Origin of the sequence: Streptomyces sp. NBC_01214 (assembly GCF_026340975.1) — a bacterium.
GTDB lineage: Bacteria > Actinomycetota > Actinomycetes > Streptomycetales > Streptomycetaceae > Streptomyces.
Genome location: NZ_JAPEOS010000001.1, coordinates 4,767,002 through 4,790,683, shown reverse-complemented (window position 1 = coordinate 4,790,683; position 23,682 = coordinate 4,767,002). Strand labels below are relative to the sequence as shown.

General features: G+C 69.9%; 14 protein-coding genes. 3 read left to right on the top strand and 11 right to left on the bottom strand.

The annotated features are described in order from the left end of the window. Nucleotides 1-113 precede the first annotated feature (113 nt). Nucleotides 114-1,082, bottom strand: coding sequence for a helix-turn-helix transcriptional regulator (locus OG594_RS22365; protein ID WP_266601717.1), 969 nt, complete (start codon nucleotides 1,080-1,082; stop codon nucleotides 114-116). Between the two features lie 257 nt (nucleotides 1,083-1,339). Here OG594_RS22365 and OG594_RS22360 point away from each other — a divergent pair, with 257 nt between their 5' ends. Further along, the gene (locus tag OG594_RS22360) at nucleotides 1,340-4,081 is read left to right on the top strand and encodes a M4 family metallopeptidase (protein WP_266601715.1); all 2,742 of its coding nucleotides are present in this window, start codon (nucleotides 1,340-1,342) and stop codon (nucleotides 4,079-4,081) included. A gap of 98 nt (nucleotides 4,082-4,179) precedes the next feature. On the opposite strand, the gene OG594_RS22355 is transcribed toward OG594_RS22360, so the two are convergent. The 5 genes from OG594_RS22355 to OG594_RS22335 form a co-directional block, all read right to left on the bottom strand. Beyond that, nucleotides 4,180-4,563: a hypothetical protein gene (locus tag OG594_RS22355; RefSeq protein WP_266601713.1), complete on the bottom strand. Its 384-nt coding sequence runs from the start codon at nucleotides 4,561-4,563 to the stop codon at nucleotides 4,180-4,182. An 84-nt stretch (nucleotides 4,564-4,647) separates the two neighbouring features. Beyond that, on the bottom strand, nucleotides 4,648-5,541 hold the full coding sequence (locus OG594_RS22350) for a C40 family peptidase (RefSeq protein ID WP_266601711.1): 894 nt from the start codon (nucleotides 5,539-5,541) through the stop codon (nucleotides 4,648-4,650). A gap of 1,447 nt (nucleotides 5,542-6,988) precedes the next feature. Then, nucleotides 6,989-7,570, bottom strand: a complete 582-nt coding sequence (locus tag OG594_RS22345) for a dihydrofolate reductase family protein (protein WP_266601709.1) — start codon at nucleotides 7,568-7,570, stop codon at nucleotides 6,989-6,991. A 31-nt stretch (nucleotides 7,571-7,601) separates the two neighbouring features. Continuing rightward, nucleotides 7,602-8,006, bottom strand: coding sequence for a helix-turn-helix domain-containing protein (locus OG594_RS22340; protein WP_266601707.1), 405 nt, complete (start codon nucleotides 8,004-8,006; stop codon nucleotides 7,602-7,604). 477 nt (nucleotides 8,007-8,483) lie between these two features. Beyond that, complete coding sequence (locus OG594_RS22335) at nucleotides 8,484-9,068, bottom strand: tetratricopeptide repeat protein (protein WP_266601705.1); 585 nt, start codon at nucleotides 9,066-9,068, stop codon at nucleotides 8,484-8,486. Nucleotides 9,069-9,612: 544 nt separating this feature from the next. Between OG594_RS22335 and OG594_RS22330 the strand changes: the two genes are divergently transcribed. After that, on the top strand, nucleotides 9,613-10,371 hold the full coding sequence (locus OG594_RS22330) for a hypothetical protein (RefSeq protein WP_266601703.1): 759 nt from the start codon (nucleotides 9,613-9,615) through the stop codon (nucleotides 10,369-10,371). Nucleotides 10,372-10,525: 154 nt separating this feature from the next. Here OG594_RS22330 and OG594_RS22325 read toward each other — a convergent pair whose 3' ends face one another. The 5 genes from OG594_RS22325 to OG594_RS22305 all read right to left on the bottom strand — a co-directional run bounded on the left by OG594_RS22325 (nucleotide 10,526) and on the right by OG594_RS22305 (nucleotide 22,437). Then, complete coding sequence (locus OG594_RS22325; RefSeq protein ID WP_266601701.1) at nucleotides 10,526-13,534, bottom strand: SMC family ATPase; 3,009 nt, start codon at nucleotides 13,532-13,534, stop codon at nucleotides 10,526-10,528. Beyond that, the gene (locus OG594_RS22320) at nucleotides 13,534-14,733 is read right to left on the bottom strand and encodes an exonuclease SbcCD subunit D (protein WP_266601699.1); all 1,200 of its coding nucleotides are present in this window, start codon (nucleotides 14,731-14,733) and stop codon (nucleotides 13,534-13,536) included. Before OG594_RS22320 ends, OG594_RS22325 begins: the two co-directional genes overlap by 1 nt. Nucleotides 14,734-15,003: 270 nt before the next feature. Beyond that, on the bottom strand, nucleotides 15,004-16,833 hold the full coding sequence (locus OG594_RS22315; RefSeq protein ID WP_266601697.1) for an ATP-dependent endonuclease: 1,830 nt from the start codon (nucleotides 16,831-16,833) through the stop codon (nucleotides 15,004-15,006). 787 nt (nucleotides 16,834-17,620) lie between these two features. Then, nucleotides 17,621-20,455, bottom strand: a complete 2,835-nt coding sequence (locus OG594_RS22310; RefSeq protein ID WP_266601695.1) for a tetratricopeptide repeat protein — start codon at nucleotides 20,453-20,455, stop codon at nucleotides 17,621-17,623. 20 nt (nucleotides 20,456-20,475) lie between these two features. Next, nucleotides 20,476-22,437: a tetratricopeptide repeat protein gene (locus tag OG594_RS22305; protein WP_266601693.1), complete on the bottom strand. Its 1,962-nt coding sequence runs from the start codon at nucleotides 22,435-22,437 to the stop codon at nucleotides 20,476-20,478. A 418-nt stretch (nucleotides 22,438-22,855) separates the two neighbouring features. On the opposite strand from OG594_RS22305, the gene OG594_RS22300 reads away from it, so the two are divergent. Then, entirely contained in the window at nucleotides 22,856-23,647 is a 792-nt protein-coding gene (locus tag OG594_RS22300) for a hypothetical protein (RefSeq protein ID WP_266601691.1), read from the top strand. Nucleotides 23,648-23,682: the final 35 nt, after the last annotated feature.

Here is a 23,682-nt window from a genome sequence, read left to right as displayed (position 1 = left end):
TGCTCCGTCCTGACGGGGGCTGGCCCGGCGGCGGAGTGCGGGCCGTAGCAGTATGGCAACCGCTCGTACGTGCGCGCAGCGCTACCGGGCCGGCCCGTTCGCGTCCTTGTGGGTCAGCCGTTCGCCATCGCGGTGGGCCCGGGGCCGCTGGACGTGGTGACGTGCTCGCCGGCCGGGGCGGGGTGCGGGGGGAGCCAGCCGCGGATGGCGGCCTGAACGCCGGCTTGGAAGCGGGTGCCGGCGTCGAGTTCCTCCAGCATGCGGGTGATCCGCCGGCGGGCTGTGTGCACGTGCACGCCGAGCCGGCGCGCGATGGTTTCGTCCTTCAGTCCGGAGGCGAGCAGCCCGAGGAGTTCCCGTTGGTCCGCGGTGAGGGGGCCGCCGGGGTTGCCGAGGGGGGTGGCGCGCACCCACAGGGATTCGAACAGCGGCAGGGCGGCCCGGTGCAGCAGGCGGTCGCCGATCACCAGGGCCGCTCCGTCGCCTCCTTCGTCGTCGCCGGGCGGTGGGGGTAGCAGGCAGGTGCGCCGGTCTACGAGGACCAGGGCGGTGGGCAGGCTCTGGCCGATGCGGGCCTGGAGGCCGAGTCCGGTGAGGGCGATCAGCTCCTGTGCCCGGTCGGGGAAGTCGGTGCCGCGCCGGTCGGTGACGGTCCGTACGGCGATGCCGCGCGCCAGCAGGCGGCGGATGCGGTCCGCGCCGGCCTCCCCGATGTTGCTGGGCTCGCTGGTGCTGCCGGGCGGCCCGGGCGTCCGCGTGGCGCGGTCGAGGATCAGGACCTCCGTCTCGGCGGCTTCGAGCATGGTGTCGAGGCGGGCTCCGGCCGCTTCGGTGCCGGTGAGGATCTCGATGCCGGCCGGGGGTCCGGGGGTTCTCGCCGGTTGTGGGGGCAGCCGGTGGGCCAGCCGGTCGGCGTAGGAGCGCAGGGACTTCAGGTCGGCCGACTCCTGGTGCAGGAGGGCCTGTCGGCGCTGGATGAGTACGTGCAGTACGGCGGCCGGGTCGGCGGCCGTGTGGATCACCGGCCTGCTGTCGTCCTGCGTGCGGGCCGGAGTCCGGTCGTGCGGGTCGGTTTCGATCATGCGGGGGATTTTGACCGCCTTCACACAGCCCCCACAAGTGTGCATGGCCACTTCTGAGGGGGGCTCGGGGCTGGTCGGGAGCCGCCCGCGGCGCTTGCATGGCAGCGACTCACAGCAACGCACCAGGCACTCATGGTTGAGGAGACCCCTTGCCCAAGTACAGCGCAGGTTCGTCGGCACCAACCCCCGCCGCACGACGGATATGGCGGAAAGAGCTCCGATCCGCCGGAGGAATAGCGGTTCTGTTGGCGGCCGCAATGACCTTGCAGGCGTCGCCGGCGTGGGCCGCGGACCACGGCCCGTCGAACGCCGTTCCCGGCCAGGACACCGCGACCCCGGTGCTCGTCGAGGGCATACGGGAGCCGGTGGACGCCAAGGCCGCCCCGGCGGACGCGGCGCGGCAGCACCTCGCCGCGAACAAGAGCCGCTACAAGATCCCGCGGGCGGGCAGCGACCTCGTCCCGCTGGCGGCGACGGCCACCGGGTCCAAGGACGAGACGGTCCGACTGCAACAGAAGCACCGCGGTGTCGAGGTCCTGGGCGGCCAGTACGTCGTGCGCATGCAGAAGCAGGACGGCAAGCGCGTGGTCACCGGTACCTCGGGGCACTACTTCACCGCCTTGAGCACCGACGTCACCCCCCAGGTCAGCGAGGACGTCGCGGTCCGCCGTGCGGTGGCCGCCACGGTCCGCCGGCTGGGAGCTGCCCTCGACAAGGACCGGGCGCCGCAGTCCGAGTCCGGTGATCCGGCGGCCACCGGCATGACCGGTGACGCCAAGGGGCTCGTCGTCCTGCCCAAGGGCGGCGGTGTCCTCGCCTACCGCGTCACCGTGCGGGGTACCGCGCCCGGCACCGGGGCACCGGTCGTGGACGAGGTGTACGTGGACGCCCGCTCGGGCTATCCGGCGCTCCAGTACAGCGCGTTGAAGACGATGGCGGCCCCCGCCGCCCGGACGGCCGGTGAGGCCGCCGACGGCCCGACGGCGGGCGGCCCGCCGGCCACTCCGTCGAACCTGGTCCCCGAGACCGGGTCCGGGGCCCGGCTGAGCGGCGCCGCGACCTCGCTGGACATCGCCTACGACCCGGCGGCCGGCAACTACCTGCTCGCGGACGCGGGCCGCATGCGCTCCTCCAGCAAGAGCCTGCTGGCCACGTGGGACGCGCGCGGCAAGTCGGTGTCGGAGACCTCGGGCACGTGGCCCTCCGGCATCACCATGTTCTCCTCCCCGAACACCGCTTTCGGCGCTGCGGCGACGGATTCGGGTGCCGTGGACGCCCACTGGAACGCGGGCCAGGTCTACGACTTCTACAAGAAGAACTTCGGGCGCGACAGCCTCGACGGGAACGGCGGGGCCGTCAACTCCCTGGTCGGCGTGACGTACTACGGCCTGCCCTACGCCAACGCGTTCTGGGACGGCACCAAGATGGTCTACGGCAACGGCGACGCGGAGTTCAAGCCGATGTCGGCCGATACGGACGTCGTCGGCCACGAGATGACCCACGGGGTCATCGAGCACACGGCGAACCTGGTCTACGCGGGCCAGTCCGGTGCCCTGAACGAGGCCCTGGCCGACTACTTCGGCAACGCGATCGACGTCACCGCGAACGGGACGCCGATGAGCGATCCGACCGCCGGCCTGATCGGCGAGAACCTGTGCCGCACGAAGGCGGCCGCCGACTGCGCCCTGCGCGACCTCAACGACGGGGCCACCACCTCGAAGAGCTTCCTGGGCGTGTCGTTCGCCACCGACAACGGCGGCGTGCACCTGAACTCGACGATCTTCTCCGGCGCGCTGTGGGACATGCGCGAGGACCTGGGCGGCGCCCTGGCCGACAAGATCGTGTACAAGGCCGTGACCGAGTACATGACGCCGCTCGACGGGTTCACCGAGGCGCGGGGCGCGGTGCTCGCGGCGGCCAAGGCGCTGGGCGCGACCTCCGCCCAGCAGAACACGGTCAAGCGGTCGTTCAACGCCCACGGCATCGTCCCGGACTGGGAGCAGGCCCTGGGCATCGACACCGACACCCTCTTCGGGAAGCTGAACACCACCGATTCCGGAGTGGGTGCCGGCGGTGGTTGGTGGACGGCCTCGAAGTCCAATGACGACGGCTCCGAGCCCTACTCGGTCTATGCCGGTCGTCTGGACGGCAAGGGCGCCCCGAAGGTGATCAGCCCCAACGACGGCCGCTACCACACCGCTCCGGCGACCGACGGCAAGACCGTGGTCTGGACGGCGTACGGCCCGACCTCGGTCGACGTCCTGACCCGTCCGGTGGCGGGCGGCCCGATCAAGACCCTGTACAGCTCGGCGACGGGCGTCGGGGGTCTGCGGGTGGAGAAGAACACGGTCGTGTTCGAAGAGTACGACGTCTTCGGCGGCCGGCACGTCGGCTACATGCGGCCCACCGACAAGGCCCCGGTCTTCACCGACGGGAAGAAGTGGAACACGCTGACCGCGCTGCCTTCCATCAGCGACAACAAGATCGCTTACGCGAAGCTGTACCCGCAGAACGGTTCCTACCGGCTGGGCGTGGAGGTCGTCGACCTGGCCACCGGCAAGGCCGTGATGACCGAACAGCTCGACGAGCCGGTGAGCCTCGGCCAGACCGGCATCAACGGCACGAACGTGTTCTGGCTGGCGGACACCGACGAGAGCGACGGCGGTCTGACGTCGGTCATCAGCTCCGGCCTGGACGGCCGCGGCACCTACATCGTCAGCAGCGAGCACAAGCCGGGCGCCTTCATGGCCTCCGACCTGACGGTCTCGCAGGACGCGCTGACCCTGGTCGCGCAGACGCCCGACACGCGGTACCGCAACGAGTCGCTGCCCAAGCTGTGGCAGCTGACCACCGACGGTTCCCGTCGTGAGCGGGTCTCCTGCAACCGCGGTGAGCAGAGCTACCCGGCGGCCGGCGCGGGCCGTCAGGTCGCCTGGCTGGACGCGACCACCGGCTCCACCGATCTGGTGGTCCGGGAGCGGCCGGCGGGGACCTGCTGATCCCTGCCGGTGAGTGAGGGGGCCGACGGCCGTGCCGTCGGCCCCCTCTGCGTGTCGCCGCCTCCTGGCGGGGAGGTGGCGACACGGGCGTCAAGGTGTCAGCACTCGCGCAGGCCCGGGGCGGGGTCGACCGAGGTGTGGACGTCCACGGCCGCGACGTTGCCCCACTGGCCGTTGTCCAGCTGGGTCCAGTACCAGACGTTGTTGCCGCCGGCGTGCTGGTCGCCGCGGCCCCAGCACTGGAACCAGCTGGGGCTCGTGTTCAGCGGCCCCCGCACCGCGGAATCGTAGCGGCGGTGCTCGTAGCCCTTGGCGCCCACCCGGTTGCCGCACCACAGCTTGCCGTCGGCGCGCACGCCGCATTCGGCGGCCGCGCTCGTCCCGGTGGCGGACGTCGCCTGGGCGGGGCCGGTCACGGTGGCCATGGCGCCCGCCAGTGCGACGGTGGCGAAGCCCAGGGCGATCTTCCTGCCTGCGTACATGCTTCCTCCTCGGAAGGGCTCCCTCGGGAGCCGGGTGACGGTGGTGCGTGATCGGTGGTGCGTGATCGGTGGTGGGGGGCGTGCTCAGGGGCAGGTGGGTACGCCGTCCAGCCAGGCGGCGCCCTTGATGTAGATGTTGGTGATCCACGCCCCGTACTCGGGCAGGTAGGACCAGGCGTCGTTGGTGTAGCCCTCCGCCGTCACCGATTGGGCGTGCTTCTGGCACTCGATGCGCACGGTGGTCGGGCCGGGGAAGCGGTGTACCCGCGGACTGCCGGTGGACGGTTCCTCGTGGGTCCACACGTCCGTGCCCCAGGTGCTGAACGTGCCGGGTGCCGTGGCCGGTGCGATGCGGACCGCTCCCGCGTAGTCCCCGCCCAGCCGTACGTCGCTGACGGTGATCCGGGTGCCCGATTCCCGGGCCTCGACCATCTTCCCCGCGCCCAGGTAGATCGCGATGTGGTGGATGGAGCCCCCCGAACCCCAGGCCAGGAGGTCCCCCGGGAGCAGCGGGGCGGTCCCTTGCGCGGCGGTGAACCGCTGTTGTACGTGCGGTGAGTGGAACTGGTGGTAGGCGTTGCCGGGGAGCGGGTCGCCGCCGACCGCGCGGTGGTAGGCGTAGCGGACCAGTCCCGAGCAGTCGAAGCCGAGGCGCTCCGGGTCGTGTGCGCTGTCCGGGTCGCTCGGGTCGACCTGACCGTAGGTCGGCCCCGGCTGTTGCCCGTGGCCGCCGCCCCAGGTGTACCAGACGCCGATCTGTCCGCACGCCGCTCCTACGGCCTGCTCGGCCGCCGCGGAGGCCCCGGTGGCGAGCACGCCGCACTCCTCCTCCGCCTTCGCCGCCTTCGCCGCCTTTGCTGTCTCCGCCGTCTTTGCTGTCTTCGGTGCTGCGGCCGCCGTGGTGTGGTGGGCCCCTCCCCAGGTGGTCAGGAGGGTGAGCACCGCCACCGCCGCCACCGCCGTTCTCCGCATCGCCATGTCTGGTCCCCCTGTCCGTGCCACGCGGTGTCCTGCGGGGCGTTGTGTTCGTCGTGGTGTTCGCGGCGTGCTCGTCGTACGGAGCACGGACCGGCCGCCCGTCGGGCACTTCCGAGACTGTGCCCGGCCGCCCCTGCCTGTCGAGGAGGCGCGGGTCGCCCACTGCAACGGGAAACGGGAAACCTTCGGGAAACCCCCTCCCACCAGGCTCTTTGAGCATCCGTCAACAGGCTGCCCGGTGGGGTCCGCGGCGGGGGCGCTGCTCTGGAGCTGCGGAAATCCTTGGCCCCGCGCGTGACGGGGTGGGGTGCGGGCCAGCGGGTGCGGATCGGGATCTTGACGAAGGTGGTCACCGCCGAGCTGGTCGACCGGCGATGGCCAAGCACGACCGAGCCGAGCGGCGACGCCGACTCCGGCCGGCGCGGCTGGTCGTGTACTTCGTCCTGGCCCCGTGTCTTCGCCCGGGAGTCGTACGAGGAGGTGCTGAGGGTGCTGAGGGTGCTGACCAGCGGCATCCCGGCCAGCCGGGCCGGCGCGCGGGTGAACCGGTCGTCGTTGTCCCGGGCTCGTGCCCGCCTCGGGGCGACGTGCTGGAGACCGTGTTCCGTCAGGTGGCTGGCCCGCTCGCGACCCCGGGCTGCCTGGCGCGTGGTGGCGGGGGCGGCTCCTCGCCCTGGACGGCACCCGGTCGGAACGCATGGAGTCCTGGATGCCCGCCTCGGCGGTTACCGCGATGGCGAGCGCAGCATCGCCTACCCGCTGGCCGGCTCCGCCGACCCCGGAGACCCTGGTCATCGGCTGACCGCGGCTTCTGGTCGGTCGAGTTCGCTCACGTATGCACCATGGCGGGCGCGGATCTGCTGGTCGGACTCCAACCCAACCACCTCGGCACCGCCCTGGGAGAACTACCGGACGGCTCGTATCCATCCAAGGCGCGACCGGGCAAGGAGGTCCGGCTCCGAGCCGCGGGGGGACGGCCGAAATCTGCCCCGCCACGTGATCTACCGCGTCATCACCTTCGCCAGGGACGACGAGATCGCCTACCTCGGCACGACACTGCTGGACACGGTTCCGTACCCGGCCTCAGTTCGCGGACGCCGAAGGGCGTCTACCTCGCGGTTCACCAGGCCACCATCCGTCAGTTCGCCCGCACGGCTGCGCCCGCCCGTCCGGCCCTGGATGCAGACCGCGTGTCCTACCTGGTGCGTGCGCAGCATCCCTTCCCGGCTTGGAGCGTCACCCGCTCCTATGCCGAGGCCGGGCGTGAGGCACGCAGCCGTCTCATCCCGGCCTGCCGCAGCCGGGGCTACCGATGGGCGATCAAGAAGCCCAACCGATGGTCGGTACGAAGTACCCGGGCCAGACGCAGCACCGTGCGGCCTGGCCCCTGGGCGTGGGTATGGGGGTGGCGGCAAGACTCGTGCAACCGAGTACCCGCTCAGATCGGTCAACGGCGCACCCGATAGCGCAGGTGAAGCACCCGGTCGCCCTGAATCACCACGTCAGGATCCTCCAGCAGGTGCTGTGCGTGGACCGACCCGAAGTAGCGCTTGCCGGACCCGAACACGACGGGTACGACGTCCATGCGCACCTCGTCGATCAGGCCCGCGGCAAGCACCTGGCCACCGACGTCGCCAGCGGCGACCTCGACGATGCGGTCACCCGCAAGCTCCTGCGCCTTGGCCACGGCTGCCTCGACGCCGTTGACGAAGTGGAACGGCGCCTCGGGGTCCCAACCCTCGGGCTCCGGCCTGTGCGTCACCACGACCACGTGGTCGATCCCGGCCGGCGGCTTCCCGTCCCAGCCGTCCGTCAGGTCGAAGACGCGGCGGCCGGCGATCGTGACTCCGATCTGGTCCCAGTACGGCCGGGTGTAGTCGTAGGACGTCTGCGACACCTTCAGCTCGCCGCTCTCGTCCAAGGGGACGTCACCGTTGGACAACCAATCGAACAGCGGTCCGGGCTGGTCGTTCTCGTCCGCGACGAAGCCGTCCACCGACACCGAGCTGTACATGACCACCTTGCCCACGGGGCTCTCCTCTGCATTGGGGTGCCCCAAATTAGCGTGTCGTGAACTGTGTCCAGCCGCCCGGCGCGTGGCCGGGACGTTCGCACAGGAACCGCCGCCGGACTTCGACGTACCGGGGCGGCGTGAGCCCGGTGGACGCCCGGAACCCGTGCCCGACGTGGGCGTGGTCGAAGTAGCCTGCGCCACCGGCGAGGTCGCCCCAGTCGACCGGTCCGGCGGGGTTGATCGCGAACACGGTGGCGGTGAAGCGGTAGGTGCGGGCCAGCCGCTTCGGCGTGACGCCGATGAGCTCCTTGAACCGCTGTGCCGGATGAGTGCTGCTGACACCGGCTGCCGCGCTCCGGTCGCCGATCGCCTCCGCCCCGCTGGTCGCCGTGATGGCGCTGCTCGTACGGCGGACCAGCCCCAGGCCAGCGGTCTCGCACGGCCGTCGCATGAGCTCCTCCTCCAGCGGCGACTCAAACGGGTGTACCTGGTTGAACGGGTGCACCTGGTTGAACGAGTCTGACCGACACCCCGTATGTGAGGATCCGCCCGTGAAGTGCGACGTGTGCGGACGAGCGATGTGGGCGTCGACCCATGTGGGCGGCGAGTGGTTCGAGGTCTCACGGCCCCCGTACCCGCCCACGGGCATGCGCTGGGAGAGAGCACTGGTGGCTGCCAGAGGATGAGAACGCCTGCGGCGAATGGCGATCCGCAGCGAGCCTCATCGACAGTCGCTGGCCGCAGGCCATGCGAGGTGAGAACGCGCGCATCGGCGTGCCCCGGTCGGCAACCGCCGGATAGCTCGGAGCGGGGCAGCACCGTTCCCGGGAGTCTCGCGCCGTAAGGCAACTGCATGGGCCCGGTAAAGGCCCCCGGGACGGCTGGTGGCGCCAGGCTCACGCGGGGCTATCGGTGCGCGGTGGTCGTGTCAGGCGGAGGCCATGCGGGCGAGCAGCGCCTGGACCTCGCCCACCCGTGGGTGGTGGGGATGGAGGTAGCGTTCGCATCCGGTCATCGCCCGCTGGGCCTCTGCCTTCGCCTCGTCGTGGCGGCCCAGGCCGTGCAGGGCCGTGGCAGTAGCGAGCTCGTACGCTCCGGCGTCGGCAGGAAGCGGATCGGCGTACACCCTGCCGGACTCGGCCAGGGCCTCCTCATGACGCCCCTGGCCCAGCAGGCTACGAAGCAGCAGAAGACGCAGACCGAACTCCAGGTGCCCCTCGGCCCGCGGCAGATGCCCGCGGGCGATCGTCTCCGCTTCCTCATGCCGGCCCAGCGCGCACAGGACATCGCCCATGCACACCAAAGCAATCAGTTCTAGCTCCCAGACATTGGTCAAGTACATGGTCCGTGTCAACACCCGCAGGACGGCCTCGGCCTCGGCCTCCGCTTCAGCGGGCCGGCCCTCGTCGATCAGCACCCACGCGCGGTACACCCGGGCCCTCAGCAGCAGCAGCCGGCCCGCGCCGGACAGCTGCTCCAGGCCGGCGATCAAGCCTTCGAGTTCAGCCAGCACCACCGCCCCCCGCCCGTGGAGGACCGCCGCCTGAACGGCGTTGTACCTGCCCTCCCAGACAGCCCATGGCCGCCGATCCCGCCCCCGCACACCCTCACGAGCGGCAACGACGGCCCGCGCCCGTGCCTCGGCCGCCTCGAACGAGCCCTCCCACATGAGGCGGTGGGCATCGTCGAGAGCTGCTTCGTGCCACGGCGCCACAGCGCCCCTCGCCCATGCCGTCCAGGAGGACACACCCCACCACCGTCTTTGAAACGTCATGGTCAGCGAGAGTACGGCCTCACTCGAACTGGTCGCCGACCGGTGTCGTTCCGGAGCTCCGAGGAGCAGCCGCTGCGGCGGTTCCCGGTGTGTGCCGGTGTGCCTTCTCCCGTGCCGAAGGCGGGGGTTGCCGGCCGGGCTCCGACCGGATGGGGTTGCCGCGGGCAGGTACGGGCGCCCGCCCGCCCCGGGATGAGGTGGTGCGATACAGCAACCGGCTGCGGCCCGCGGCGAGTAACATCCGGCTCCAACACACATCCCTCCAGAAGGAGCGTGGACTGCCGTGGCCAACGAGCCGGTCAACACCCCGATCCAGACCGAGTACGCGGAGCATCTGGCTGCCGCCCTCGCAGCCAACCAGGCCGAGCAGGCGACCCTCAGCACGCGCCTGGGCAAACTCCAGGGCGAGGAGAAGTGGCTCGCCGCGGCGCTGGCGGACACGCCGTCGGTCGTCGGTCCTGAGCCGACGCCGGTGCCGGTGCCGGTGCCGGTGCCTGCGCCAGTGCCGGCGCTTGTCCGGCCCGCGAGCAGCACTCCCCCGGTCCGTGACGGCGCGGATGCGGCGGCCGTGCCGCTGCCGAGGGCGGAGAAGGTGGCAGCGGGCGCGGCTGCGGTGAAGAAGGCGGCTGCGGCCAAGAAGCCGGTCGCCAAGAAGACCGCGGCCAAGACGGCCGTGGCGTCCCCCGCCAAGAAGACCGCGACCGCGAAGAAGGCGGCCGTCAAGAAGACCGCGGTGGCCGGGGCCGGAACGACCGCGCAGGCGAGCCCCACCCTCGGCCGGCTTCTCAGTGACATCCTGTCCAAGCAGCCCGGCGAGCCCAAGAAGGTCAGCGAGATCCAGAGCGAGCTGGAAGAGGCGCACCCCGAGCGGGCGACGTCGGTTCAGACCATCCGCAACGCCCTGCAGAGGCTCGTTGAGAAGAACGGTCTCGAGAGGGACAACCGGCAGGGTGTGGTGCTCTACACCTGGCCCGTGCCCGAGGCCACCGCTGTGTCCGCGGCGGAGGTGAAGGGCGAGGAGCCCGCACCGGCCGCCGTCTGAGCGCGGCCGGCTCCCGGTCCGGGCGGGGCGGCCCCGCCCTGTCTGGGGCCGGTCAAGGGCCCGGCCTCGCCGCGCTAGGGCGAGCGGGCCCGGGGCTTTGCTCAACCTGCGGGCAGGACGGGTTCCCGGGTCCTGTCCGTGGGTGGGCGTCCGGCTATCCGGCTGCTTCGGTCAGGTGGGTGAGGGTGGAGCCGGTCGGGCTTTTGTGGACGTGGAGGCGTTGGGCGATGCGGCGGCGCAGTTCGGGGACGTGGCTGATGACGCCGACGGTGCGGTCGTGGGCGTGCAGGGAGTCCAGGACGTCGAGGACTTTGAGGAGGGTGTCTTCGTCGAGCGTGCCGAAGCCCTCGTCGATGAAGAGGGTGTCCAGGGGGTTGCCGCCGGCTTCGTGGGTGACGACGTCGGCTAGTCCCAGGGCGAGGGAGAGGGAGGCGAAGAAGGATTCGCCGCCGGAGAGGGTGTCCGTCTTGCGGGGGCGGCCGGTCCAGGAGTCGGTGATCTGAAGGCCGAGGCCGGAGCGTGCGCCGCGGGCGGCTTGGTGGTCGGAGTGGGAGAGGGTGTAGCGGCCTTCGGACATGATGTGCAGGCGGGTGTTGGCTGCGGTGACGACTTCTTCGAGTCGGGCGGCCAGGACGTAGGCCTCCAGTTGCATGCGGATGCGGGCGCTGGGTGAGTTGCCGGTGACGAGTTCGGCCAGGTGACGTGCGGTGGTGTGGGCCTGTTCGAGCGGGCCGAGGCGTTGGACGGCGGTGTCGAGTTCGGCGGCCAGGGCGGTGAGGGCCTGGTTGCGGGCGTGGGCGGCGCTGGCGGCAGCGGCTGCGGCGGCGTGCTGGTCGTCCGTGGCGGCCCGTGCGGCCGTGGCGGTGTCGAGGTCGGCGGGGGGCTGTGTGGCGGCCTGCTGAAGTGTCGGGTTTTCCAGGACTGCGGTGTGTACGGCGCAGTCCTCGCGCCACCGGGTGATCTCTTCTTCGATGGCGTGTAGGTCTTCGTCGCTGAGGAGGGCCTGCTGGGCGAGTGTCAGGGTGTCGAAGTTGTGGGCCTTGGCGGCGGCGGTGGCCTGGTTGGTGCGGTGGGTGAGGGTCTGGACGGCGGCGGCGAGGCTGCGGGAGGCTTCGGCGGCTTCCTTGAGGCGGTTGGCGGTGCGGGTGAGTTCGTCGGCGCGGGCGGCGACGGTGGGGTGGGTGCCACGGGCTGTCGTGAGTTTGCCGGTCAGCTCGGTGAGTTGCTGGGTGAGGGTGTCGTAGTCGGCATTGCGGGCGGACAGGCCGGCCGTTGCGCTGTTGTGTTGCTCGGTCCGGGCCGTGTGCTCGGTGTCGAGCGTGCGGAGTTCTTCTTCTACGGTGCCCTGGTCGGCCGCGCGGTCGAGGGTTTCGGCCAGCTCGGCGTCGAGTGCGGTGTGTTGGGTTTGCAGGTCGGTCAGTGAGGTCTCGCCGGCTTCTCCGGTGGCGGTGGCTGCCTGTTCGCGGAGGTCGTGCAGGGCGGCCGCGGCGGCTTCCTGTGCGGCCTTGGCCTGTTCGTGGACGGCTTCGGCGTCGTGTTCGTCCTGGCGTGTGGGCTGTCCGTCTTGGGGGGCTGCGGGGGCCGGGTGGGTGCAGGAACCGCAGACCGGGCAGGGGGTGCCGTCGGTGAGGGCGGCGGCGAGTTCGGCGGCCATGCCTTCGGTGCGCTGGCGGCGGATGGTGAGGTAGGTCTGGCCGGTCCGGGTGGTAGCTTTTTGTGCGTCTGCCAGGTGTTGTTCGGCCTTGGCGACGTGTCCGAGGTGGGTATCGCGGCGCTTGGCGGCTTCGATGCGGGCCCCCAGGCTGTTGAGGGTGTCGTGGTGGCGACGGCTTTCTTGTTCGGCCTGGCGGGCGGCGTCCCGTCGGACTTCGAGGGCGCGGCGCCGGTCGGGCTCTGCCTCGAGCCAGTCCTGGGAGGCGCGTTGCTGGGTGGCGAAGTCCTGCCGGTCGGTGTCGACGCGCTGCAGCTCTGCGGTCAGTCGGCGGACGGTGTCTTCTTCGGGGATGAGGGCGGTCAGGACGGCGGCTTCGGCGCGGGTGCGCTGCTCGGCGGTTTCCAGCTGACCGGCGTCCAGGTCCGTGTGGTCGGGCAGCAGGTGTTCGCGGGTGCTGCGTTCGGCGCGCTGGGTGCGGGCGTGGTCGTCCGCAGCGGTGTCGGCTGCGTGTAGTTGTGGTGCTGCTCGCTGGGCGCGGCGGGCCCGGTCGCGGCGTTGGACCAGGGTGTCTTGGTGCGGTGTCTGTTCCTGGAGCAGGTCGAGTTGTTGCCGGGCGCTGGCGTAGGTGGCTTGCTGCTGGTGGAGTTCGCGTGCCGCGGCTTCGAGGCTCTGCTGTCGGGTCAGGTTTTCCTTGGCCGTTGCGGCTGCCTGGAGTGTCTGGTCGTGGTGGGTGTGGCTGGCGTGGAGGAGGTCCTGGGCCCAGGCGCGTGCGGGTGCGGTGAGGGTGTGGGGGTCCTCGGGGGTGGGCGCGGTGTGTTCGGTCGAGAGGTCGTTTCCGGCGGCCTGGTGGATGCGTTCGGCCAGGCGGAGTACGTCGGCGCGGGCGGCGTCGCGGTTCTTCTCGGTGGTGCGGCTGTGGTCGTTGAGCCAGCGTTCGATGAAGGAGAAGCGGCCGGTGCGGAAGAGTTTGCCGAGGAGTTCGCGCCGGCCGTGGGCGTCGGCGTGGAGGAACTTGGTGAATTCGTTCTGGGGTAGGAGGACGACCTGGCAGAACTGGTCCCGGCTCATGCCCAGGAGGTCGGTGATCTCGGCGGAGGCTTCCTGGTGGGATTTGCTGGATGCTTCCCAGTGGCCCTGGCCGTGGGTGTCGGCGGCCCATTCGCTGAGGCGGGTCTCGGGCTTGTGGGGGGTCTCGCCTTCGCCGGAGCGCTTGGGGCGCATCTGGGCGGGGGTTCGGTGGATGCGCAGGCGGCGGCCCGCGAGGGTGACCTCCAGGGTGATCTCGGTCAGGAGGTCTGCGGGAGCGTGGTGGCTGCGCAGTAGGAGGTCGCGGTCGCCGGGGGGTTTGCCGTAGAGGGCGAAGCAGATGGCGGCGAAGATGGTGCTCTTGCCGGCGCCGGTGTCGCCGTGCAGGAGGAAGAGGCCGTCGGCGGACAGGGCGTCGAAGTCGACGGTGTGGGTGGCGGCGAAGGGGCCGAAGGCCTGCAGGCGCAGGTTGTGCAGGCGCATCAGACGGTTTCCTTGTGCTGTTCGTTCAGGCGGGAGGCTTCGACGGCTTGTTGGAGCAGGGCGTCTTCGTCCGGGGTGGGGGCGGTGCCGCGCATGTTGTGGATGAAGTCGCTGGTGATGTCGAGGTCGCTGCGGCCCCGGATGCGGTCGCTGTAGGTGGGGGTGGTCGTGTTCTGGGCGGGGATGCGGGCGGGCCTGTGCTTGAGGGTGGCGGTGTGGGGGAAGCGGCGGCGCAGGCGGGCCATGGCCTCGAAGGGGAGGGCGGTGTCGGTGAGGGTGACCTCGAGCCAGGCGTCCTTGAGCGGCTCGTAGGTGGGGTGGGTCAGGAGGTCGTCGATGAAGCCGGTGACGCGTTCCAGACGGCGCGGGACGGGGCAGGGCTGGTGGGTGAGGGTGGGGGTGGTTCCTGGGGCGAGGTCGACCAGGGTGATCGATTTGCTGTGGTGGGCTTCGGAGAAGGAGTAGGCGAGGGGGGAGCCGCTGTAGTGGACGCGGTCGGTGATGCGCTGGGCGCCGTGCAGGTGGCCGAGGGCCACGTAGTCGATGCCGTTGAAGAGGTCGGCGCCCACGTGGGCGACGCCGCCGACGGTGATGTCGCGTTCGCTGGTGGATTCCTCGGTCGTTTCGCGTTCTTCGGGTTGTCCGGTGCCTGGGGTGACGAAGGCGTGGGCGAGGACGACGGAGCGGGTGCCGGCCGGCTGGTTGTGGGCGAGGTCGGTGCGGATGCGGTCCAGGGCCGCGCTCAGTACGGCGTGGTGGGAGGTGGCCCCGGCTTCCAGCGGGGTGCGGGCCATCGACGGCTCGAGGTAGGGGATGCCGTAGACGGCGACGGGGCCGTCGGCGTCTTCCAGGAGGACGGGGGTGTCGCAGGTGGCCGGGTCGGTGCGCAGGTGGATTCCGGTACGTGCCAGGAGGCCGGATGCGACGCCGAGGCGGTGGGCGGAGTCGTGGTTTCCGCTGATCATGATGATCGGCACGTTGAGGTCCGCGAGCTCGTGCAGGGCGTGGCTGAACAGGCGTACGGCGTCGAGGCTGGGGATGGCCCGGTCGTAGATGTCGCCGGCGACCAAGATTGCGTCGATGTTCTGGGTGCGGGCGGTGTCGGTGAGGTGGTCGAGGAAGGTGCGCTGGGCGGGAATCAGGTCTTCCGAATGGAATCGGCGTCCCAGGTGCCAATCGGATGTGTGGAGAAACCTCATGCGCATGCACCTCGGTTTTGTCGCTCAGCGTGATTGTCAGTGTCGGCAGGGAAGATGGAGAACGTGGGAAGGAGGAGAGATGTCCTCTCCAAGGTCTGCTCGTGCTGCCTGCGTTCCCTCGCCGGGCGGGTGCAGGTGGTGCGGGATCGATGCTCGGAACCATGCCCGTCAATGGGTGGAATCGGTTGGCTGGCACGTGTGGGAAACGCCGACCGACGAACAGCGCAAGGAGCGTATGCGGGCGCGTCGTGCCCGGCGGTCGGCGCCGGATCAGTGAGCGAGTTGTTGCAGGTGGGCGAAGATGTCCCGGAGCTGACGGGGCACGTCCTGGGCCGTGGTGAGGGTGGTGGCCAGCCCGTAGACCATGGCGGGTTTGCCGTTGGGGCTGTTGTCTCCGGCCTGGTTTTGGATCATGTCGAGAATGCGGGCGCTGAATTTCTTGCCTGCGCGGTGGGCGGTGAAATCATCGGCTTGCCAGGTGTGCGGGGCCGGGCGGGGCCAGTGGGTGTTGGCGGCATGGGCCCATTGATCGTCGCTGAAGAGTTCTTCGAGCTCGTTGTAGCCTTCGGCTTCTCCGACGTAGGAGACGTGCTTTTCGAGGTCGAGGCCGGCGCGCCGGAGACGTTCGTCTTTGAAGAGTTTGTTGGTGCGGCTGTCGGCGTCCACCATCAGCATCACGGTGCGCCGGTGTTTGACGAGGTAGCGGGCCAGGTGAAGGGCTCCCTCGTTGTTTTCGCAGCCCCATAGGGCAATGCCCGCTGCCTGGAGGGACATGTTTTGGGCCAGGCGGAACAGCAGCGGCAGGCTCTTTTGCTCTGTGTCGCCCTCGACGGCCAGGAAGCAGCGCTCGTGGAGGAGGACGGAGTTGCGCAGCCCCAGGGATGCCGCGATCTGGCCGAGGTGGAAGTCGATCCCGTCGTGCTGGTCGTCGTCGAGGCGTTCGATGACGGTGCGCCCGCCGGATCCCAGGCTCAGGTGGACGACGTCGGCGATGTCGACGCCGTCGATGAGGTTCATCGAGTGGGTGGCGACCATGACGCTGACGTGGGGCAGGGTGCACTGCTTGCGGATGATGTCCATGACCGTGCGCTGGTGGCGGTAGTCAAGGTGGGTGTCGGGCTCGTCGTAGACCACGATGGTCTGCGTGGGCTGGGTGCTTCCCTGTTCCGTGGAGGCGGTCAGTTCGGCGTTCTCCAGGAGGTTGCTGGTCCATTCCCATACCGCCAGGGCGATACGGCGGGTGCTGCCCTGGCCGGCGCGTGTCAGGTCGACGGGTTCGCCGTCTGCTCGGGATACGTGCAGCGGGGCGCCTTGGAAGCCTCCTTTGAAGGAGACCATGGGCTTGACGTTGACGCTGAGGTATTCGGTGCAGTGCTGGCGGATGTGGTGGCACAGGGAGTCGGCTTCCTTCTCCAGCCGCTGGGTGATCTCCCCCTCGATCTCCCGGACGCGGCCCTGAAGGGTCTCGTCTTCCAGGTGCGTCTTGTAGCTGCTGCTCAGAGCGGTGCGTACGGCGTCGTCGGGGCGCTCGTCCTTCCCGCCGAACGACAAGAGCCGCGGGAGTCGTTCCTCGAGCGCTTTGGGCAGTGGCTGCCATCCCTGGTCCTGAGGAACCGTCCTGGCGTGTGCCGTCAGCTCTGCGAGGAGGTCTTCCTTGAGGGTTCCCGCCGGGGACAGGCCGTATTCGGCGACGAGCGCCGTCAGTGCCGGCTTGAGCAGCCGTCCCAGGTCGCGCAGTTGCGGATCGGCGGGCTGGCTGCCGAAGTGCTCCAGGCAGGTCGCCTCTCCCAGTCGTGAGCGCCGACGGATGCGCACGTGTTCGCCGAGCCCGTTGTGGAGCTGTTCCTCGGCGTCGAGCCGGAATTGGCCCTCCACCCAGGTTTCGGCGCACCGTCGTCCCTTGGTGCCTTCCTCGTCCTGCGCGTAGGTGCGGTCCTCGTCGGTCAGGCGGTGGGTGCCGAGGAGGAAGGCCAGCGCGGTCAGCACCGCGCTCTTGCCGCCGTCGTTGCGGCCGGCCAGGACGGTGGGCCGGCTGATCGGGATGTCCGTAACGTGGGCCAGGGAGCGGAAACCGCGCGCGGAGTAGCTGTCGAGATACACGGGAGGAGTTGCTCCGTATCTCTCCGTCCAGAACGGACAGAGGCGTGGCGTGCGGCAAGCGCGGATGCTGACGAGGCACCTGTGCCACTGGCACAGGCCGTCATATTAAGTGCTGTTGAATAACTGCATTACGTTTTGCGCCAGTTGGACCGACCGGTAGCTTCGTGGGCCGCCTCTTGGGGAACCGCCCTCCCCCAAGGGCAAGGTGGGCTCGACCCCCCTCTTCTTCGCGCACACGATCGATATCGGTGGGGGTGTCTCGTCGGCTTGGATTCGACCACGACGCTGGAGGTCCGGCCAGGCAGGAGCTACCCATTTCATGCTGAAATGTGATGGATAGCCGCTCCTGCCGCTGCGCCGTACGTTGCCGCTACGACTGCTCGACGCGCCGCCGGGCCGCGTCCCATGCGCGCCGCTCCGTATGGGCGCCATCACCGCTGGTCGGAAGGGAGCCGTAGCGTTGCGTCGCGATCTGGTCGATGCGCGCGGCATAGCGGCTCCTCGCGGCCTTGACCGCCTCTGCTGGAGGGAGGAGCTCTTCCGTTCCGGTCGCGCGGCAAAGAGCCGGGCCTGCCTGCCGACCCTGATGACGCCGCGCTCGAAGTCAACGTCCTGGGTGAGAGCCCGAACGCCTTGCCCTGGCCCGGTCCACACCCCAGCGCGACGCGACTGCGATCTGGCAACGAGGATTGATCTCATCCCGCACCCCTGCGCCGTTGCCAGTGGCCATGCCTCTCGCGCCTCGTCCGGGACCCTCGGCCAGCACACCGTCTTGGTCCGCATCGGATCAGGTTTCTTCCTCCACGTCCTGGATCCACGTCTGGAGGCTCCTCGCGCTGCGGGTCCACGCGGCGGCCTCTCCCAGTGTCTCGGCGAGGCCGGTGGCCGCGTCGGCTATCAGGAGATCTGCGTTCATCCCTGGTCCCTGCAGGGCGAGGGCGTGCGCGAGGTGGCAGGTGGCCACGGCGGTCTCGACGTGGTCGTGGCCCAGCTCCGTGACCAGTCCCTCCTGCAGTTCGAGCGCGAGGAGACCCGCGACGATCGCGTCGTACTCCGGCTCTGCGGCGTCCGACCGGGCGCGTGCCGCCGCGACGCTTTCCACGGGCAGGCTCCACTCCAGCAGGATGCGCAGCGTGCGTGTCGCATCCGGATGTGCCGGCCCCTGAACGGCCAGGCGGACCCGGTAGGCGTCCCGCAGCAGGCCGAGGGCCTCGTCCCGCACCGCGGACGTCACGGCCGCGCCTTCCTGGGAGGTGAGCGTGTCCACGTGGTCGGCGCCCAGGACCTCCCGGCGTGCCTCGGTGACCTGGACGAGCAGGCCGTGTGCCGTGGCCCGGTCCCCCAGGGCCGCGGTGCTGGCGGCGAGGTTGTGGAGCGCGTCGAGAGTCCTCGGGTCCTGCTCACCGTGGATCACGCGGCTCCGTACGTGGACGGAGTACTTGAGCCTCTGAGCGAGTCGGTGGTTGCCGCACCTGCCGACCTCGATCGCGTAGTTGCCGAGGGCCATGAGGGTGTCCGGGTGCTGTACGTTCAGCACCCGGCGCCGGATCCGGTAGATCTCGGCGTACTCCGCACGAGCCGCAGTCGAGTCACCTCGGTCGCTCATGGTCACGGCGACGTTGTTGCGTGCGGTGAGCACTTCCGGATCGTGTTCACCGAGAACGGCGGCCAACCCTTGGTACGCATCGCGCTTGCACGCCAGCGCGCTGTCGTGGTCGCCGACCAGTCCGTGCGCGATGCCCAGTCCCGCGAGTGTCTTCAGGGTGATCTGGTGGTGGGGTCCCAGAACTCGCGTACACGCTTCGTGGAGCCGCTGGTAGAGGGCCAGGGCTCCCCGTCCGTCGCCCAGCTCCGCGTACACACGGCTCGCCTCGTTCGTCAGGTGCCAGATGTCCTCACCCTCCATGCTCTGCAGGAGTTCCTGGACGTGGGGCACATGGTGGGTCAGCAGTCGGTGGACGAAACGGGCCTTGCTCTCTTCGAGTGCCTCGGTCAGCTCCTGGAGGGCCCCTTGCCGAAGGCTGTCCCGGCGATCGAGGTCGGTGTCGGCGAAGCGCAGGGTGCGGCTCACGAGCGTGTGCACCGTCCACAGCCCGCCCCCGTCCGCGGAAGGGAGCACGAGGGCTTCGGCGAGGGACTTGTCCACGGCGTTCGCGAAGCCGGTGCCGACGCGTTCACGGACCGCGGACCGCGCCTTGTCGTCGGTGCGCACGACGGTCCCCTCCACCAGCTGTTGCGGCAGCGGGGTCGGTGCGAGCAGGCTCGCCACCCGCAGGACCTCGCGCCCCTGGTCGTCGAGGCGGTCGATGCTGCGCAGCATGGTCGAGGCGATACTCGCGCCGTACCCGGTGGGGAGGTCACGGCCGAGACGGGAGGCGAGTTCCATGGCATCCGGACCCGGTGCGTCGATCGCCTCCAGGAGCCCGCTGAAGCCTCCCTGCTCCGGGTCGGCCACGAGTCCGGCGGCGACCGCAACGGCCTGGGCGTGGTGTCCGAGCTTCTCAGCCACGGCCAGTGCCGACCTCACCTCACCACGGTCGGCCGGCGCCAGGTGTCTGGTCAGCAGGCTCAGGGACGCCCCCCTGTCGAGCTCGCCGAGGTGGACCTCGCCGCCCCAGGGATACTCCTCGGCCGCAGACCGGTATCGCGTGGTCACCAGGGTGTGCCCGTCCGGTGTCGGAGCGAGGAGGGCGCGGAACGTGATTTCGTCCAGGCCTGCAGGAAGATCGTCGACGATCCACAGGTAGGGCTGCGCACGCCGCCTGAGGTGTTCGCGGAACGCGCCCAGCACCGCGGGCCGGTCCAGGCCGTCCAAGCCCGGAACCCTCATCGTCCCGGCGAAACCCACGACCTGGTCGGCGTGCCGCGACCGCACGTGGTGGCCGTCGGTTCGACCGGCGAGGTGGCTGCCGAAGCCTCGCAGTACGAAAACGCCACCGGGGTAGTCAGCCGCGAACTCTCGCGCGTACTGTTCGGCAAGAGTCGTCTTGCCCTGGCCGCCGAGCCCGACGACGCGTGCCACCGCCATTCCCCCGACACCGGGTTCCCGGTGTGTTCGCAGGGCGTCGTAGACCTCGAGGAGTTCGACGTCCCTTCCTCGGAACGCCCGGTTGCCGACCAGGGAAGACGGATACCAGTCGGGTTCCCCGAGCTCCGGGGCCTCACCCAACGTACGGGCGTCGGTCTGCCGAACGCGGGCGACGACCGAGCTGACGAGATCCTCGTCGGAGGACGTCTGCGGGTCCGGCAGCCTGACAGAGCCCAGGATCCGCGGCCGCACGTCCTCGTACCGCGTGTGGTGGAGGATCGGCATCACCCGTTGGGTCGAGCCGTCCAAGTGGTGGGCGGCCGAGAGTGCGCAGCGCAGTTCGCCGCGGCAGTAGTAGCTCCTGAGCGTCTCTTCGGAGAAGAGAACCACCAGGCACCGCGAGCGCCACAGACCCTCCTGGACGGATTCGGAGATCGTGTCGTAGTCCTCGAGGGCACGATGGTCCTGGAACACCCGCAACGGCCTGCCGTTCAACCTCTGTTCGGACAGACGCCGAACCAGTTCGTCGGCCCGGGTCCTGTCCTTCCAGGAATAGCAGAAGAAAACGTCGAAGTCCTCGGCGTCCGCTCGCAAAGGGTGCCCCTTCCCGTCGATCACGAACTCGGCTCCCGCAGCGCGTCGAGTCGCGCCCGGACCCGCTCGGCAGCGGGGGAACGCAGGGCCTCGTAGTGGAGCAGTGCCCGTCGCCAATGGTGCGCGGCGTGCGCGGGCCTGTCCGGTGCGCTCAGCGTGCCGAGTCCGTCGCGGGCCCGGGCCTCCTCGAAGACGCTGCCGCAGGCCCGGCTCTGCCGCAGCGCCAGCAGGTGGTACTGCCGTGCCGCTGCGGCGTCACCGGCCCGGGTGTGCGCCTCGCCCAGGCCGTTCAGGGCCATCGCGGCGTCGAGGTCCAGGCCGAGCTCCCGGAAGACGCCGAGCGCCTGCGTCAGATGTGCGACCGCCTCCTCGGACCGTCCGAGTTCGATCTGCGCCAACGCCATGCCCCGCAGAACGATCGCCTCGTTCCGCCGGGCACCGAGGCCCTGGTAGACGCCGAGTGCCTTCTGGTGGTCGGCGAGGGCCGCCGCGTAGTCGCCAGCGTACTGGTGGACCCAGGCGCGGTTCTCCACCGACGTGGCGACCCCGTGCGGATCGCCCGCCGCTTCGAAGAGCTCTTCCGCCGCGCGATAGTGCCGGGCCGCGTCTGGCGACCGGTCCTGCTCGATGAGCGCGATTCCCATGCTGTTGTGCAGAACGCCCTGCACCCGCGGTTCTCCCGCAGCCGTCGCCACGTCGAGCGCCACCTGCAGGGTGTCCAGCCAGCTGTCCCAGGCCTTGACGTGGAAGAAGAAGCCGCGCATCGCGTCGGCCAGCAGCCAGCACCGCGAGGGCTCCGTGGTGGTGGCGGCGACCCTAAGCAGTGCGGTGAGGTGGGGCAGTTCGTCGGCGAACCAGGCCAGTGCGGCCGGTCGTTCGTCGACGTCCGGCGTCGAGCGGGGTGGCCTGCCGACCGAGTGGGGCAGCCGGTAACGCCCTGGCGCCACCGCCAGATCGGCGCAGTCGGCGGTGTACAGGTAGTAGTCGATCAGCCGGTCCGTGGCCGCCCGGAGGGCCTCGTCGGCGATGTCCTCGTGGGCACGGGTGCGGGCGTAGGCATGGAGCAGGTCGTGCAGCCGGTAGTGGCCGACACCGTCCGCCGTGACGAGGTGAGAATTTCGCAGGTCCTGCATCAGACGCCGTACGTCACGCACCGGCAGGTCGGCGAGAGCGGCCGCGGCGTGGACATCGAACCGCGGTCCGGGATGCAGGCCGCACAGCGAGAACAGCAGCTGCCGGTCGTCGCCGAGCCGTTCGTATGAGGCCCGGAACGCCGCGGTGACGGTGCGTTCGCCGTCGTCCAGTTCAACCAGCCTCTTCCGTTCATCGTCCAGCCACCCCGCGAGTTCCTCGAACTGCCCGGGCGCCTGTCCCCGTACGCGCGCGGCTGCGACCCGCAGAGCGAGTGGCAGCCCTCCGCAGTGGGCGGCGATCTTACGCGCATGCGACCGGCTCGCCCGTATCTCGGCCTCCGCCTCCACGTCGGACAAGGACGCGGCGAGGAGAAGTTCACAAGCTGCCTCCAGCTGAAGGGGGTCGAGCGTGATCCGATGCACGTCGTCCAGCGCCGGCAGTCGGTGGCGGCTCGTCACCAGGGCGGCACAGCCGCCGGACGGCAGGAGCGGGCGGACCTGCGAGCTGTCAACGGCGTTGTCGAGCAGCACGAGTACTGAGCGTTCCTCGAGGCACCCCCGGTAGGCGGCAGCCCGGTCCTCCACATGCCCGGGGATGGTGTCCACCGGCATGCCCAGCCGGTGGAGCAGGCGCCCGAGCGCCTCACCGGGCGTGAGCGGCGGCAGGCCGTCCGTGTATCCCTGGAGGTCGATGGAGAGCACCCCGCCGGGAAACCACCCCCGTGCGAGCGCGGCGTGAGCGGCGTGCAGCAGCAGTTCGCTCTTCCCGACGCCGGCGGGACCGCTCACCAGGCCGACGCGGGTTCCGGTCTCCCGGTCCGGTCGTATCGTGTCCAGTGTGGCGGTCAACTCGGCGTCCCGGCCGATGAAAACGGTCGAGGGCGCGGCAATCGCGCCCAGGAGAGGGGCCGACGCCGGCGGAGCGGTGAGAGTGACGCTGCCCGCCTGGATGACGATGCCGTGGAACGTTCCGCCGCTGATCCTGTTGTCAGTGCCTGGCGCGGGCTCCCTCGTCACCACTCCCCCTTTCCACAGGCCCCGTTCGAGACCATGCCGCATGGTTCCTCCCCTGTCTCGGACAGGTGACACGTACCTCCTGTCAGGTCCCCGAGGCATCGTAGGCTCAACCCGTGAGTCATCAGGGGCATGTTTACGATCTCGGCGTCTCGTTCGCCGGCGAGCAGCGAAACTAGGTCGAACACGCGCTGGAAGCCTGCAGGAGTCGCGGGCTGACCGTGCTTCACGACCGCGATCGGACCATCGATCCGTGGGGCCGCAATCTCATCAGAGCTTCCGCAAGGCGTACAACGGCAGCCAGGCACGGTATGTCGCGCGTTTCCTTTCGAAGGATTACCTGGCAAAGCCGTATCCGATGGACGAGTTCATGGCGATGCTGGTTCCGTCGACCGAAAACCCCGACGACTACATTCTGCCGGTGACGATCGGGGACGTGGTCATCCCTCAGGAACTGCTGGGCCCGGCGGTCGGGTTTCTCCAATGCGATGACTACACCGCGGATGAACTGGCTCGGGCTTCGAGCAGAGGGTCAAGGGCGCCGGCGGTGCCCGGCAGACGGGGGGGCCTCGCCGGTCGGCAGCACGACGCCGGCGCTGCGCATGCCCGTGCCGACTCCCGGGAACTTCAGCAAGTACCTGGTGCCGAATGGTCTTTCTGCTACCTCACCGAGCAATTCAAGGTGGCCGCGCCGCTGATGGGTGAGTTCGGTTTCGTGTACACGGTCCGAAACTCCCAGTCGGAGGTGCGGGTTCGCGTCGAGCGGCACGGAAGAATCCTCTACGGGATCGACATCCGGTTCGGCGCCATGGGCCGCGGCGACGTGCTCAATTTCGTGCTCGCACCCCGTGGTTGGTATCGGTACAGCAACGGCACCGCCTCGGCGACTTTCGACCGGGCGGCCGGAGTACCCAAACCGGAAATGCACAACCTGTCGGTCTTCGGCATGACCCCGAGCGTGACGTCATACACGAAGGAGGAGCTGTTCGAGGAACTGTGGAACCGGCTCGTCGACGAGGTGCAGCGGGTCACAGGCGGTCACTGAGAGGCTTCGCCCGCTCGCATTGCCGGTCGGGCAAC

Excerpts from the sequence above, each read along its gene's own strand:
- OG594_RS22365 (WP_266601717.1), bottom strand. The coding sequence starts at position 1,082 with ATGATCGAAACCGACCCGCACGACCGGACTCCGGCCCGCACGCAGGAC.
- OG594_RS22360 (WP_266601715.1), top strand. The coding sequence starts at position 1,340 with ATGACCTTGCAGGCGTCGCCGGCGTGGGCCGCGGACCACGGCCCGTCG.
- OG594_RS22355 (WP_266601713.1), bottom strand. The coding sequence starts at position 4,563 with ATGTACGCAGGCAGGAAGATCGCCCTGGGCTTCGCCACCGTCGCACTG.
- OG594_RS22350 (WP_266601711.1), bottom strand. The coding sequence starts at position 5,541 with ATGGCGATGCGGAGAACGGCGGTGGCGGCGGTGGCGGTGCTCACCCTC.
- OG594_RS22340 (WP_266601707.1), bottom strand. The coding sequence starts at position 8,006 with ATGCGACGGCCGTGCGAGACCGCTGGCCTGGGGCTGGTCCGCCGTACG.
- OG594_RS22325 (WP_266601701.1), bottom strand. The coding sequence starts at position 13,534 with ATGCGCCTGCACAACCTGCGCCTGCAGGCCTTCGGCCCCTTCGCCGCC.
- OG594_RS22320 (WP_266601699.1), bottom strand. The coding sequence starts at position 14,733 with ATGAGGTTTCTCCACACATCCGATTGGCACCTGGGACGCCGATTCCAT.